Raw genomic sequence first — 14,600 nt, forward strand, 5'->3', positions numbered from 1 at the left:
GGGGGCGCGCCCGGCCCCGCGCCGGGGCGGCAACCAACTAATTGTGGGTCGCCCCCCGCGCCGCGGGCCCCCGCGGGGGTGGGGCGGGGGGGCGGCCGGGCCTCAGTCGAGGGACGGCGCGTTTTCGGTGATAGTGGCCAAGGTCGCCGCCACCGACATATCGGGCTCGATGACGAGGCCCTTCTCTCGAAGAAAGCCGTCGAACAACTGGACGACGGCATTGGTCGTCCGATCGACGAACAGTGCCGTCGGTTCCGGTCGCGGGACGGGATCGGTGTCGAGCCACAGGTCGGTGACGGCCATGACGAAACCGACGATGCCGCGCAGCAGATGATCGATACCGTCGGTATCGAGTGCGACCGAGGACAGCACGCTGCGGCTGCGCTCGGCCAGATCGTGCGAGAGGCGCCGACCGATGTCCAATGGCCGAGCGGACGGGTCGGCGCTCGACACGCTCTGGGTGAGGACGAGGAACCGGAACACATCGGGGTGCTCAGCGATGACCCCGGCGTAGGCAGTGAGGAACCGATGGATCGTGGCCCGTGGTGGCTGCATGATCAGCGAAAGATCCGGCGCGACGGCGGCGTAGATCTGCGCGACGAGCCAATCCGAGACCGCGCCGTCGAGTTCGGACTTATCGGCGAACATGCGGTACAGACGCGGTTTGGCAACACCCATCTCCCGGGCGAGCGTTTCCATGCTCACCTGGGGTCCATCGCGGTCGATGCACCGCACCGCACCCGCGATGACTTGTTCGCGGGTGAGCAACCGTACGGGCGACCGGCGAACCGGTCTAGACGATGTAGTCACTGTTCTCCCTGATCCGCCCTTCGCGTACGGCCAGGATAGCGGCGTTCGGCGATGGATCGGCCGCCGTATCGCGGGCGGACTCAGGGGTCCTGTTGACAGCGACCTTCCAGATCCTCAATATATTTCTGGTACCACGCGTACCAGACAATGGTACCGACGGTACTATTGATCGTGCACGGAGCAACGTAGCCCCGTGCGGAAGGAGTCTCGTATGACGCGCGAAACCGGTAACGACCATCCCGGGGCAGCGTCATCCAGAACACATCTGGTGCGCAACGGCGACATCTCGCTGGCGGTCTATGAATTCGGCCCCGAGGACGGCATTCCGGTCGTCCTCGTCCACGGCTGGCCCGACACCCACCACCTCTGGGACGGGGTCGTGGCGCTGTTGTCGGACAAATATCGGGTGATCTCCTACGACACCCGCGGTTATGGCGAGTCCAGCGCGCCGACCCAGGTCTCTGCCTACCAGCTGAGCAAGCTCGCGACCGACTTCTTCGCCGTGGTGGAGGCCGTGAGCCCCACCGAACCCGTGCACGTCGTGGCCCATGACTGGGGCTCGGTCCAGATCTGGGAAGCGGTGTGTGAGCCGGGCGCGAACCAGTACGTCGCGTCGTTCACCTCGATCTCGGGCCCGAACCTGGACCACCTGGCCACCTGGATGCGTCGTGGCGTGCTGTCGGGAACCCCGCGCGGGATCTGGGGCACGCTCAGCCAGTGCCTGTCCTCGGCCTACACCACGTTCTTCATGCTGCCGATCCTGCCGGGCCTGTTCTTCCGGCTCGTCGGCACCGAGAAGATCTGGAAGCTGTTCCTCCGCGTGGTCGAGGGCACGCCCGCTGATCAGATCTCGCTGGCACCGACGCTGAAGCAGGACATGATCTCGGGGCTGCGCTTCTACAAAGCCAACATCATCGCCCGCATGTTCGGGCCACGGGAACGCCGCACGACCGTGCCGGTGCAACTGCTGGTCAACACTCGTGACATCGCCGTGCGCTCCGCGAGCTACGACGACACCGCGAAGTGGGCCGATCAGGTCATCCGCCACGACCTGCCGCGCGGGCACTGGCTGCCCTACTCCGACCCCGCCGCGATCGCCGAATACGCCGACGCGTTCATCCAGGCCCAGCCCAAGTAACGACGAATGAGAGAAAAGCCAATGCTCGACTTCGACATCGTCATTACCGACGGACTCTGGTTCGACGGCACCGGAGCCGCGTCCGCACAGCGCAATATCGGCATCCGCGACGGCATCGTCGCGGCCGTCTCCGTCGATCCGCTGCCGATCGGCGCAGGCACCGAGGTGATCGACGCCGAGGGCAAATGGGTGCTGCCCGGTTTCGTCGATGTACACACCCACTACGACGCCGAGATGCTGATCAAGCCGGAGCTGTCGGAGTCGCTGCGCCACGGTGTCACGACAGTCGTCGTCGGTAACTGCTCGCTGTCGACCGTGCTGGCGTCCAACGCCGACTGCGCGGATCTGTTCAGCCGCGTCGAAGCCGTGCCGCGTGATGCGGTGCACGACGCCTTGGACAAGCACCGCACCTGGTCGGATCCGGGCGAGTACGCGAAGGCACTGGACTCGCTGCCATTGGGACCCAATGTCGCCGCGTTCCTCGGGCACTCCGATCTGCGCACCCATGTGCTCGGGCTCGGCCGCGCGGTCACCCGCGACACCAAACCCACCGCTGCCGAGATCGAGCAGATGACCACCCTGCTCGAATCGGCGGTCGACGCGGGCTTCCTCGGACTGTCGTCGATGACGAACAAACTCGACAAGATCGACGGCGACGAATACCGGTCGCGGTCGCTGCCGTCGACCTACACGCGCGGCAAAGAGGTGCGCGCGCTCAACAAGGTGCTGCGCAAGCGCGGCCGGGTTCTGCAGAGCGCCCCGACGGTCAGCCTGAATCCCAACATCGCCAAGTTCTTCCTCGCCAGTGCCGGCATCGGCAGGCCGAGGCTGCGCACCTCGCTGCTGTCGGCGGCCGATTCCAAGGCCTACCCGCCGCTGGTGTGGTTCATGCTCTACGCCGCGCCGCTGCTGAATCGGTTCGCCCGCACCAACTTCCGGTGGCAGCACCTGCCCGTGCCGTTCACCGTCTACGCCGACGGCATCGACCTGGTGGTGTTCGAGGAGTTCGGCGCCGGTGCCGCGGCCCTGCATCTGAAGGACCAGGTCGAACGCAACGAACTGCTCCAGAGCGAGCCGTACCGTCGCTGGTTCCGCAAGCAGTACGACAACAAGTTCACCCCCCGCATCTGGCACCGCAACTTCTTCGACGCCGAGATCATCGCCTGCCCTGACGAATCGGTGGTCGGCAAGTCGATCGGCCAGGTCGGCAAGGACCGTGGCCTGCACCCGGTCGACGCCTACCTCGACATGGTGGTCGCATACGGTCCCGCGCTGCGCTGGCGCACCACGATCGCCAACGACCGCCCCGACTATCTGAACAAGCTCGCCGCCAGCCCCGGCGTGCAGATGGGGTTCGGCGACGCGGGCGCGCACCTGCGCAACATGTCGTTCTACAACTTCCCGCTGCGCCTGCTCGAAAGGGTGCTGCGCGCACAGGAATCCGGCAAGCCGTTCCTGAGCACCGAACGTGCCGTCCACCGGCTCACCGGTGAGCTCGCCGACTGGTATCAGATCGATGCGGGCCACCTGCGTCAGGGCGACCGGGCAGACCTGGTCGTGATCGACCCCGCCGGGCTCGACGACGAGGTGCACCAGCTCCACGAAGCCGCACTGCCCGAGTTCGGGCTCGACCGCATGGTGAACCGCAACGACCGCGCTGTCGTCGCGACCGTCGTCAACGGCCGCCGGGTCTTCGGCGCGGGCGAAGTGACGCCCGGCATCGGCGCGGACTGGGGAACCGGACGGTTCCTGCGCGCCGGCCACGACAATTCCGCTCCCCTCGCACAGGAGACCCGATGAAACGCCCGTTCCGTCGCGCGCCCAGGACCGTGCGCGCACCTGATGTCGCCCTGCAGGCCCGCAATGTGAAGTTCGACTGGACCTCGGCACCACTGCACTGGATGCCGTCCGAGCCGATCGCCTCGCACCTGGTGAACTCGCTGAACCTACTGCTGCCCGAGGGCGAGCGGATGTTCTGCGCCACCTACCGCGATGCGCTGCCCTACGTGCGCGACGCCAAGGTACGCGAAGCCATGCTGGGGTTCATCGGCCAGGAGTCGATGCACGCCGAGACCCATGCCAAGGTGCTCGACCAGGTTTTCACGGCCCACCACATCGACACCGCGCCCTACACCCGCCAGATGGAATACGTCTTCCGTAACTCGCTCGGCGCGCGCGAGGGCACCCCACAGGCGACACAGACCCGCCTGGTCGAACGGCTGACGTTCATCGCCAGCCTCGAGCACTTCTTCGCCTGGCTCGGTGACTGGATTCTCAACGCCGACCTGGAATCCCACGGTGCCGAACCGCGCGTGCTCGACCTGTTCCGCTGGCACGGCGCCGAGGAGGTCGAACACCGCAGTGTCGCCCACGACGTCGCGATCTACTTCGGGGCCGGGTACCTGCGCCGTGCGGGGATGATGCTGATCGTCATTCCGATCCTGCTCAGTCTGCTTGTGCGCGGCACGAAATTCCTGGTCAATCAGGATCCCGAACTGCCGAACATGGGCTATCCCACACTGATCTGGAAGATCCTCGGGGCGATGTGGCGCGGGGCGCTGCCAGGTATTCCCGCGCTGCTGATCAGCGCCGGGTCCACGTTCAACCCGCGCTACGACCCGGCGTCGGTCGGGTCGACCGAACAGGCGATCGCCTATCTGGCCAAGTCGCCTGCGGCGAGGGCGGCGGCACAGTGACCGTTCATCCCGCGCCCACTGTGATCCCGCCGGACCTGTACGGCAAGCACGATCAGGATCCGACCACCAGGGCGATCGACGCCGTGGCCAACCTGCGCATTCGCTGGTCGACGTTGATCAATCGCCGTCCCATCCTCACCAGGACCGACGACGCTCGCTTCCCGGTGGTGGTCACCGACCGGCTGTTGGTGGCCGAGGATCAGGCCGTCATCAATCTGGGGTTGCGCGCCCCCGATGGTGCGCAGCTGCCCCGGTGGGCGCCGGGCGCGCACATCGACATCGAACTCCCGTCCGGCCGCCTACGGCAGTACTCGCTGTGCGGCGATCCGGCCGAGACCGGGGAGTACCGCATCGCGGTGCGTCGCATCCCGCACGGCGGCGGCGGGTCGATCGAGATCCATGACGAGCTGCCGATCGGGACCGAGCTGGTGATCCGCGGGCCACGCAACGCGTTCCCGTTCGCGCCGCCCGGGCGTGGGTCTTCGGCGAAACGGCTGCACTTCGTCGCGGGTGGCATCGGCATCACCCCGATCCTGGCGATGGCCCGTGCCGCCGACCGGCTCGGCATCGCCTGGACCCTGGTCTATTGCGGGCGAAGCCGCGACACCCTGCCGTTCCTCGACGAGCTCGCCGAACTCACCGGACACGTGGTGGTGCGGACCGACGACGAGCACGGAACCCCGAGTGCCACAGATCTTCTCGACGGCGTCGACCACGACACGGCGATCTACTGCTGTGGACCCACCCCGATGACGGCCGCCCTCGTCGCCGCGGTGCGCACGATGCCGGGCATCGAGTTCCACTCCGAGAGGTTCTCCCCCGCACCGGTTGTCGACGGCACCGCGTTCGAGGTGGAGCTGGCGAGCACCGGCGAGGTCGTCCCCGTCGCCGCCGACCAGACCATGCTCGACGCGCTGCTGGCGGTGCGCCCCGACCAGCCCTACTCGTGTCGCCAGGGCTTCTGCCGCACCTGCGTGGTCCGCGTCGTGGACGGCACACCCGACCATCGCGACGGCGCGCTGACCCCCGACGAACACGCCGCGGGAGTCACACTGGCGTGCGTCTCGCGCTGCGCGGGAAAACGCCTGGTCCTCGATCTCTGAGCAGCGACTCCACATCGGAGAACACCACTGTCCGCGTAGTGTGCGATGGGCTGGTCGCCGTGCTCCGGCTCAGCCGGCCAGCCCCTCCGGGTCGACGAGCAACCGCTTGAGCACCTTGCCGGTCTCGCCGCGTGGCAGCGCGTTGAGGAAGGTGACATCGCGCGGAACGGAGAAGCGGCTGAGGCGGTTCCGGACGTAGGTGCGCACCATCTCCGGATCGAGCCCCGAGCCTTCGTTCTTCACCAGGAACGCGGCCAGCCGCTGGCCGAATTCGTGGTCCGGCACGCCGACGACCGCGACATCGGTGACCTGCGGCAGATGCGCCAGCGCTTCCTCCACCGGCCGCGGGAAGACGTTCTCGCCGCCGGAGATGATCATCTCGTCGTCGCGCCCCGCCACGAACAGTCTGCCTTCGGCGTCGAGGTAGCCGAGATCGCCGGTGTCCATCATGCCGTCGGCTTCCTCGGGCGGTGAGTCGCTGACATAGCCGTCGAACAGCATGTGATTGCCGACGAAGATCCGCCCCACCACCCCGATCGGCACCGCTTTGTGCGCGGCGTCCAGGATCGCGATCTTGGTGCCGAGCGGCGGGCGTCCTGCCGTAGTCGGCGCGGCGCGCAGGTCGTCGGGCCCGGCCACGCTGGCCCAGGAGACCTCCGTGGAACCGTAGAGGTTGTAGAGGACGTCGCCGTAGTCGTCGAGGAACCGGTCGACGGTGACCGCCGCCAGCGGTGCGCCGCAACTGATCACCTGCCGCAGGCTGCTCAGGTCGTAGCGGTTTCGCACCTGCGCGGGCAGGTCGACCAGGCGCTGCACCATCGTGGGCACCGCGATGAGCGTGTGCACCCCGTGCTCGGCGACACGGCGCAGGCATTCCTCGGCGTCGAAGCCCTGCGTCAGCACGACCGTGGCCCGCACCGCGGTGCTCAATTGCAGCGCCGACAACCCCCAGGTGTGAAACAGCGGCGCCGGGATCATCATGGTGCTGCCCGCGTGGATCGGGATCATCGACAAGAGCGCGACCAGCGTGTCGAAGCCCTTCGGGTGCGGGCGCCTCGCCCCCTTGGGGGTGCCGCTGGTACCCGAGGTGAGCACGATCTGGCGTCCCGGCATCGTCGGGACGGGGAACTTCGTGTGGCGGGTCGCGATGAGGTCTTCGATCGTGATCCGGGTCGGGTCGGCGGGCGCGTCGTCGGTGAAGAAGCGTGGCAGATCGGTGTGCAGGTACTGCACGAGATGAGCCAGCTCGGTGTCGACGAACAATGCCGAAAGCCGGTGGCGCTGTACGACATCCTCGATCCGCCGCCCCGAGAGTCCCGAGTTCAGCAGCGCGACGTCGACACCGAGCTTGCCCGCCGCGACCATGGATTCGACCATGCCGCAATGGTTTCCGGCCAGCAGGCCCACCGCGTCACCCGCGCGCAACCCGACCTCGTACATCGCGCCCGCCAACGCGGTGGTCCGCTTGTCGGTTTCGCCGAAGGTGGCGGTGCTGCCGTCGTCGATCAGCGCGACCTGGTCCGGGCTGTGCGCGGCACCGGCGGCGTATCCGCCCGCCAGGTTGAATCCCCACCGGTACAGCGACCGCAGCTGCCGGGCCGAGGTCAGCGGCGGCGACACCTGACCGGAGTGCACCCACCAGCGCACGAGCTCGGACTTGCGCCGCAGCGGTGCCCGGTTGCCATTGGCCACCACCGAGGTGCGCGCGCCACCCACGACATCGGCCGCGCGCCGCAGACCGTCCTTGACCCACCCGATGACCACCGCGTTCGTCACGTCCGCCAGCGCCGGGTGCAGCCGCGGCGCCGCGAAGACGGTCACGCTCACCCGCGTGCGCTGCTCGTCCCCGGTGAGCCGGATCAGGGCGAAACCGCCGGATTCGGGATTGTGCAGTTCGAAACTCTCGTACCAGCGCCCGATGGTCAGGACCAGCCCGGTTCGCCGCACACCGACCGCCCGGTCACCGATCCTGACCTCCCACACGGTGCTCCCTTCGGGATTCAGCAGCCGATCACAACCCCCGATCCCGGCCCACAACCGCGGGTAACTCTGGGGCTCGAGCAGCACATCCCACAGCTCCCGGCGCGAGACGGAGAACTCCACGGACACATCGACGACATCACTCGGCATTGCTGCGCGCTTTCCTCGGCCCGGCCACACTGCCGGGTAGTGCCCGCTCGCCTCGGCCCCCGTGCCGTGACGGTGCCCGTCGTCAGGCACTGCACCAGAAGTCATCGTCGGCCTGCCTGCCCGTGGGCAAACGAAGTATCTGCGGATTTCTGGCAACCGGACGAACACCACACCCGGGAGCTGTGAGAGGTGCCAACGTGATGCCGCACGCACTGGTCGAGGTGTTCGCCCGAAGAACGGCACAATGGAGGTCGATGAAACCTTGGCAGCGCGATCCCAGCACCGGTGACAGCCCGCTCGGCAACGGCGAAGGCGTCGGCTTCGACGATCTGCGCGCGCTGCGCGAGCAGTTCGTCGACTTCATGCTCGGTTACAAGTTCGCGATCGACGAGGTGACCACCAAGATCAACATCTTGCGTGAGGACTTCAACAACACCCACGAGTACAACCCGATCGAGCACGTGGGCTCGCGGCTCAAATCGCCCGAAAGCGTCCTCGAGAAGGTCCGTCGCAAGAATTACGCGATGAATCTGGCCGCCATCAGGGAAAACGTGCTCGATATCGCCGGGGTCAGGGTGGTGTGCAGCTTCATCTCCGATATCGGCACGATCAGGGACATGCTGGCCGGTCAGGAAGACATCACGGTCCTCGAGGAGCGCGACTACATCACCAACCGCAAGCCGAACGGCTATCAGAGCATGCACTTGATCGTGTCGATCCCGGTGTTCCGCTCCGACCGCACCGAACGGATTCCGGTCGAGATCCAGATCCGCACCATCGCGATGGACTTCTGGGCCAGCCTCGAACACAAGATCTACTACAAATATCGCGGCGAGGTACCCCCGAACCTGCGCACCGACCTCGCCCAGGCAGCCGAGGTCGCCACCCAGCTCGACGAGAAGATGGAAGCCCTACACCGTCAGGTCGACCGCAGCGCACGCCCGAAGAAGCCGGCCACGGACGCACTCGACCTCAGCATCCTGTACAACAACCTCACCGCCGGGCACCCCGTCTACCTCCGTCCCACCGATCCGCCGACCTGAGCGGTCGATATCGAACTCACAACCTCTGCGACCCCACCGCATTTCCGCCGTCCCCGCATCGGCGATCGACGCTACTGTCCGAGCAGAGCCATCTCGAACAGCGTGGCGCGAAAGGAACCCGGTGTCGCTCTCACGTCGAACGTTGATCACCGCGGCCGCGGTCGGCGGCACCATGGCCGCGCTCGGAATGCCCGTGGGGCACGCTGAGCAGCGTGTGCTCGGTGCGGGTGAGTTCCAGTCGCTGGCCGCGCGCGGGTACAACCGGCGATTCCTGGCTCAACCGGCGAAGATCTATGCGCCGACCAGCGCCGAGGAGGTTCGTCGCGCGGTCGCCCAGGCGGTGGGCGAGGACTCGAGGATCGCGGCGCGCTCGGGCGGGCACTGTTTCGACGATTTCGTCGACAACGCGCAGACGCGTTCGATCATCGACCTCGGGCGGCTGAACGCGGTGTTCTGGGACGAGGACCACGGTGCGTTCTCGGTCGACGCAGGCGCCGACATCGGCACCGTATACCACGCACTGCACCGCTGGGGTGTCACGGTGCCGGGCGGGATCTGCCTCGGCGTCGGGATGGGCGGTCATGTCAGCGGTGGTGGCTATGGTCCGTTGTCGCGGCGATTCGGGCTGGTCGCCGATCATCTGGCCGGGGTGGAACTCGTCACCGTCGATGCCGATGGCACCGCGAAAGTGGTGGTCGCGACCAAGGACGGCCCCGACCACGACCTGTGGTGGGCGCACACCGGTGGTGGGGGCGGAAATTTCGGTGTGGTGACCCGGTTCCTGCTCCGCTCGCCGGACTCCGACGGCTCGGACCCGGCGCACGCCCTGCCGAAGCCGCCGGGCAGCATGCTGAACGCGCGACTGATCCTGCCCATCACGACCGAGGATTCGTTCGTCCGGTTGCTCGGTAACTACCTCGGGTTCTTCGAACGTCACAGTGCGCCCGGTAATGAATTCGCCGGTCTGTACGCGCCACTGATGATCCGGACGACCGGCACCGGCGCGGCCGAGATGCTGATCCTGTTGGATGCCGAAACACCTGACGCGCGAGCCCGTTTCGACGAATTCGTCGACGCGGTGAGCGACGGCGTTTTCCCGCCGGGAATACTCACCCCGGTCACCCAGCTGTCCTACCCGGACACCCTGGCCCAGGTGTATTACGCCAAGGGCGTGAACACGACACGGGTCAAAGTGAAAGCCGCCTATCTACGCAAGGCCTACTCCCCCGAACAACTCCGGATCTTCTACCGCTACATCACCGATCTCGGTTTCCTCGGCGAATCCCAGCTCGAATTCCTGCCTTTCGGCGGCGCGATCAATGCCGTCACCGCCGGCGCGACGGCGATGCCCGCGCGGGATTCGTTCATGAAGATGATGATCCACGCATCGTGGCGACTGCCCTTCGACGACGACCGCTATCTGCGCTGGGCTCGCGCGATGTATCGCGACGTCCATGCCGACACCGGCGGTGTCCCGGTGCCGAACGAGGCCTACGGCGGCAGTTACATCAACTATCCGGACCCGGATCTGGCCGATCCCGAGTGGAACACCTCCGGCCTACCGTGGCATGCCTTCTACTACGGCGACAACTATCGGCGACTGCTTCGGGTCAAGGCCGCCGCGGATCCGGGAAATGTTTTCCAGCACCGGCTTTCGATCGGTCGACCGGACTGGTGATGCCGGTCAGGTGAGCGCGAGCACCCGGCACGGTCCACCCGTGCCGCCCGCGTGTTTCGGCGCGCCGATGACGACCGTCGCCCCGCTCGGCGGTACCGCGGCGAGGTTGGCGAGCATCTCCACGCCGTAGCGACCCGCACCGAGAAGGGCGGTATGCGCACCGTATTCGGGATCGGCACCACAATCCAGGCTCAGCGTGTCGACACCGGCGCCGACGATCCCGCATTGCGCCACCAGGTATTCCGCGGCGTCGGCGGAGAAACCCGGCGCGTGCGGCATTCCGCGCTCGTCGAGATTGAGGAAGGTCGACGGTTGGGTGAGGCGGCGTTCCCACCCGGAATACATCGCGACAAAAGCCCGCTCCGGGAGGTCACCGTGCTGCGACCGCCAGCTGTCGATATCGGCAACGGTCACCACCGCATCGGCGTCGGCGGCGGCCTTGGCACTGATATCGATGACGACGAGCGGCGCGACGAGGTCGTCGACGGCGAGGGCCTCGGTCGTGGTGGCGCCGGGAATCCGATGGGCGGGCGCGTCGAGATGGGTTCCGGTGTGCTCCCAATACCCGAGCGCGTACTGCCCGAACCCACCCGACGCGTGCCAGGCCACCGGGACCATGACCATCGGCGGATTGCCCGGCCACACCGGCAGTTGCGGCGTCAGCGTGTGGGTGAGGTCGACGACGCCGGATCGCGGCGCGGCGACGGCGGGCGCGGGCGCCGCCACGGCCAGCGCGGTGAGCCCGGCGAGGCCGAGCACGGCCCGCCGACTCGGCTGTGGCGCACTCTCATGGGCGAGACGAACGATCTCGGGCGAGCACATCGGACTCAAGATAGCCGAGCGAACCGGTTCGGCGCAGGATCAGGGCCGATGCGGAAGGGCGGGATTTCCGGGTGGACGGCGCGACCGTCGCCGGACTACCTGTCGGCGCGCTGGTCGCGGTCGACGGCGGGTAGCGGACTGTCCGTCGGCGCGAGGGCTTGGTACAGGTTGGCGGGCCCCAGACCGCGGGACAGACCGAGAATCATGGCGGCGCACCCGAGCCCGGACAGCACGAGACCGGTGGCGAAGAGCGTGGGGTATCCGGCCAGCTCGCCGACGATGCCGGCGGCCATCCCCGCCACGCCTTGGACGACGACGATCGCGCAGGCGAGCAGGGTGTAGTCGCTGCCCGCGTGGTCGGGTTCGGAGGCGTCCATCATGAGGGCGAAGACAGCGACCGTGGCGGCACCGCCGAACACGTGCTCGGCCAGACTCGCGGTGACGAGAAGTTCGAACCCGCCGAGGCCGAGGGCGGCGAACAGATACAGCGCGATGCTCGCGGTCTGGGTGACACCGCCGATCAGCAGCGCCTTCCGCCGGCCGAACCGGTAGGCCAGCCAGCCACCCAGAGCCGCACCCGCCAGCGCGCCCGCCGAGGAGAGAACACCTTTGATCAGGGCGATCTCGCCGAGGTCGAGGCCCGCGTCGGACAGGAAGGGACCGGTGAGCGCCGCGGCCATCGAGTCACCGAATTTGAAGGCGCCGATCAACGCGATGAACGCGATGATGCCGGGGCGGCGCAATCTGGTCCACCAGGCGCCGAGCAGCCGCGCGGGCTTCACGCGTGGCGGACGGTCGACGACCCGCTCCCGTAGCAGCCACACCGGCACCGTGGTGAGCACGATCAGTGCCGCCATCGCGAGGAACAGCGCCCGCCAGCCCGCCAGCGCGTACAACCACAGCAGGGCGCCACCGCCGACGATCATCCCGACCCGATAGGCACCGACCTGGATGCCGTTGCCCAGTCCGCGCTGACGCGGACCCAGCAGCCGCACCGCCAAACCGTCGGTGGCCACGTCCTGGGTCGCCGAGAGCAGGTTCACCACGACGATGCCGACGAACATCCAGCGCAGCGAGGACGACAGATCCATGCAGGCCAGCACCATCGCCACCGCCGCCGACAGCAGTTGCAGCACCAGCAGCCAGGTGCGCCGGGTGCCGTACCGATCGACGTAGGGCGCCCAGAGGAACTTCAGCGCCCAAGGCAGGAACAGCACACCCGAGGCGCTGATCGCCACCAGCGAATAGCCCGATTCGCGCAGCACCACCGGCAGCGCCTGGGTGAAGAAGCCGAACGGCAGGCCCTGCGCGAAATACAGCGACGACAACAGAACCAGCGTGCCCGCGGTGATCACACCCGGTCGGGTGGTGGTGCTCATGGGCACATCGTCGCAGAGACTGCGTCCCGACGCCGGGCACGGGCTCGGCGATCGGCCGTCAGAGCGTGGGCTGTGGGCTGCGAATGTGCTCGAAGACCAGACTCGTCTCGGTCGACGCGAATTCGCGGGTCGCGCTGAGTTCCTGGGTCACGAACTCGCGCAACGCGTCCGGGGAGGCCGCCGACACCTGGATCAAGAAGTCGACGGTGCCCGCGAGGAAGTACACGTTCACCACACCGGGCAGCGCGGCGAGCTTGGCACTCAGCTCACCGATGCGTGCCCGAGCCGCCGGTTGCACCTGCACCGAGATCATCGCCTGGAGCGGCAGCCCCAGTGCCTCCGGGGCGATGTCGGTGTAGAAACCGCGGATCGCACCGAGTTCACGGAGCCTGCGCAGGCGCAGCGAACACGTCGACGCGGCGATGCCGACCCGCGCCGCCAGGACATTGTTGGGAACCCGCGCGTCTTCGGCGAGTTCGGCGAGCAGCCTGCGGTCGATGTCGTCGAGGTTCGACGGCAACCCCCGGAACGGCCGCACGGGTTGCGGGCGGTGTTGCTCTCGCGACGCCATGATCGCAGGATACTCGGCTCCGATATCGATATCCGCCGATTGTGCAGGAGTTATAGCCGATGGCCGTACTGATCCTCGATCCTCGGATCAGAACTCGATCATCCGTAAGGAGCAGCTCCCATGCGCATCGCTGTCCCCAAAGAAGTCAAGAACAACGAATTTCGCGTTGCGATCACGCCGATCGGTGTGCACGAACTGGTGTCGAACGGTCATCACGTGATCATCGAAGCCGACGCAGGGGTGGGATCGTCGATTCCCGACTCCGAATACCTCGCCGCAGGAGCACAGATCCTCGCCGAAGCCGACGCCGTCTGGGCCGAGGCGGAGCTGGTGTTGAAGGTCAAGGAACCCGTCGAACAGGAATATCACCGCTTGCGTGAAGGGCTGGTCCTGTTCACCTACCTGCATTTGGCGGCAGACCGGCCGTTGACCGAACAGCTACTGGCGCAACGGGTTACGGCGATCGCCTACGAGACCGTGCAACTGCCCTCCGGCACACTGCCGCTGCTGTACCCGATGTCGGAAGTCGCGGGTTGCCTTGCCCCGCAAGTGGGCGCGCACGCGCTGATGAAGCCCTACGGCGGTCGCGGGGTACTGCTCGGTGGCGTCGGCGGGGTCGACCAGGCCGAGGTGGTCATCATCGGGGCCGGAGTCGCGGGCCAGAACGCGGCCAACATCGCCTTGGGAATGGGCGCACATGTCACGCTTCTCGACACCGACCTCGACAAACTGCGAATGTCGTTCTGGCGCTACAACAACCGCGTGCGCGGGTTGGCATCGTCGAAGCTGGCGATCGCCGAGCAGGTCCGCGCGGCGGACATGGTGATCGGCGCGGTCCTTGTCCCCGGAGCCGCCGCGCCCAAGCTGGTGAGCAACGAGCTGGTAGCGCAGATGAAACCGGGTTCGGTGCTGGTCGATATCGCGGTCGACCAGGGTGGCTGCTTCGACGACACCCACCCGACCACCCACGCGGATCCGACCTATCAGGTCCACGGATCGACGTTCTATTGCGTGGCGAACATGCCGGGCTCGGTGCCGCACACCTCGACCTACGCACTGACCAATGCCACCTTGCCCTATGTGGTGGCCTTGGCAGGCAAGGGCTGGGAACGCGCCTGCGCGGAGGATCCCAGTCTCGGACTTGGCCTGAACACCCACGCGGGCAACGTCACCAACGCCCCGGTCGCCGCCGCGCACGACCTCCTGGCACAGGTCGGGTAGGGCACGCGC

The 14,600-nt window shown here is 67.2% G+C and carries 12 protein-coding genes; 7 read left to right on the top strand and 5 right to left on the bottom strand.

The features are described from left to right. Positions 1 to 102: 102 nt before the first annotated feature. Positions 103 to 810 (bottom strand): TetR/AcrR family transcriptional regulator, encoded by a 708-nt coding sequence (locus tag ACFWPX_RS07790; protein WP_378926703.1) that lies wholly within the window; start codon positions 808 to 810, stop codon positions 103 to 105. A gap of 211 nt (positions 811 to 1,021) precedes the next feature. On the opposite strand from ACFWPX_RS07790, the gene ACFWPX_RS07795 reads away from it, so the two are divergent. The 4 genes from ACFWPX_RS07795 to ACFWPX_RS07810 are packed head-to-tail and all read left to right on the top strand — an operon-like array spanning position 1,022 to position 5,747. Then, positions 1,022 to 1,948, top strand: coding sequence for an alpha/beta fold hydrolase (locus ACFWPX_RS07795; RefSeq protein WP_378926705.1), 927 nt, complete (start codon positions 1,022 to 1,024; stop codon positions 1,946 to 1,948). 21 nt (positions 1,949 to 1,969) lie between these two features. Then, positions 1,970 to 3,748 carry an amidohydrolase family protein gene (locus ACFWPX_RS07800; RefSeq protein WP_378926966.1) on the top strand — a complete coding sequence of 593 codons (1,779 nt, stop codon included), beginning with the start codon at positions 1,970 to 1,972 and terminating at the stop codon, positions 3,746 to 3,748. Beyond that, positions 3,745 to 4,644: a metal-dependent hydrolase gene (locus ACFWPX_RS07805; protein WP_378926706.1), complete on the top strand. Its 900-nt coding sequence runs from the start codon at positions 3,745 to 3,747 to the stop codon at positions 4,642 to 4,644. Before ACFWPX_RS07800 ends, ACFWPX_RS07805 begins: the two co-directional genes overlap by 4 nt. Beyond that, complete coding sequence (locus ACFWPX_RS07810) at positions 4,641 to 5,747, top strand: PDR/VanB family oxidoreductase (RefSeq protein WP_378926707.1); 1,107 nt, start codon at positions 4,641 to 4,643, stop codon at positions 5,745 to 5,747. Before ACFWPX_RS07805 ends, ACFWPX_RS07810 begins: the two co-directional genes overlap by 4 nt. Positions 5,748 to 5,816: 69 nt before the next feature. On the opposite strand, the gene ACFWPX_RS07815 is transcribed toward ACFWPX_RS07810, so the two are convergent. After that, positions 5,817 to 7,877 (bottom strand): AMP-binding protein, encoded by a 2,061-nt coding sequence (locus tag ACFWPX_RS07815; protein WP_378926708.1) that lies wholly within the window; start codon positions 7,875 to 7,877, stop codon positions 5,817 to 5,819. Positions 7,878 to 8,131: 254 nt separating this feature from the next. On the opposite strand from ACFWPX_RS07815, the gene ACFWPX_RS07820 reads away from it, so the two are divergent. Then, positions 8,132 to 8,920 carry a GTP pyrophosphokinase family protein gene (locus tag ACFWPX_RS07820; protein WP_378926709.1) on the top strand — a complete coding sequence of 263 codons (789 nt, stop codon included), beginning with the start codon at positions 8,132 to 8,134 and terminating at the stop codon, positions 8,918 to 8,920. A gap of 121 nt (positions 8,921 to 9,041) precedes the next feature. Next, complete coding sequence (locus tag ACFWPX_RS07825; protein WP_378926710.1) at positions 9,042 to 10,598, top strand: FAD-binding oxidoreductase; 1,557 nt, start codon at positions 9,042 to 9,044, stop codon at positions 10,596 to 10,598. Positions 10,599 to 10,604: 6 nt separating this feature from the next. Here the strand turns inward: ACFWPX_RS07825 and ACFWPX_RS07830 are convergent, their stop codons facing one another. From ACFWPX_RS07830 to ACFWPX_RS07840, 3 genes are all read right to left on the bottom strand, one after another. Then, positions 10,605 to 11,420, bottom strand: coding sequence for a cyclase family protein (locus tag ACFWPX_RS07830; protein ID WP_378921296.1), 816 nt, complete (start codon positions 11,418 to 11,420; stop codon positions 10,605 to 10,607). 95 nt (positions 11,421 to 11,515) lie between these two features. Next, entirely contained in the window at positions 11,516 to 12,799 is a 1,284-nt protein-coding gene (locus tag ACFWPX_RS07835) for an MFS transporter (RefSeq protein WP_378926711.1), read from the bottom strand. A 58-nt stretch (positions 12,800 to 12,857) separates the two neighbouring features. Beyond that, positions 12,858 to 13,370 (bottom strand): Lrp/AsnC family transcriptional regulator, encoded by a 513-nt coding sequence (locus tag ACFWPX_RS07840; protein ID WP_378921292.1) that lies wholly within the window; start codon positions 13,368 to 13,370, stop codon positions 12,858 to 12,860. Between the two features lie 120 nt (positions 13,371 to 13,490). Between ACFWPX_RS07840 and ald the strand changes: the two genes are divergently transcribed. Then, positions 13,491 to 14,591: an alanine dehydrogenase gene (gene ald, locus ACFWPX_RS07845; RefSeq protein WP_378926712.1), complete on the top strand. Its 1,101-nt coding sequence runs from the start codon at positions 13,491 to 13,493 to the stop codon at positions 14,589 to 14,591. Positions 14,592 to 14,600 lie beyond the last annotated feature (9 nt).

The sequence above is a fragment of the Nocardia sp. NPDC058518 genome (assembly GCF_042719655.1).
Taxonomy (GTDB): Bacteria; Actinomycetota; Actinomycetes; order Mycobacteriales; family Mycobacteriaceae; genus Nocardia.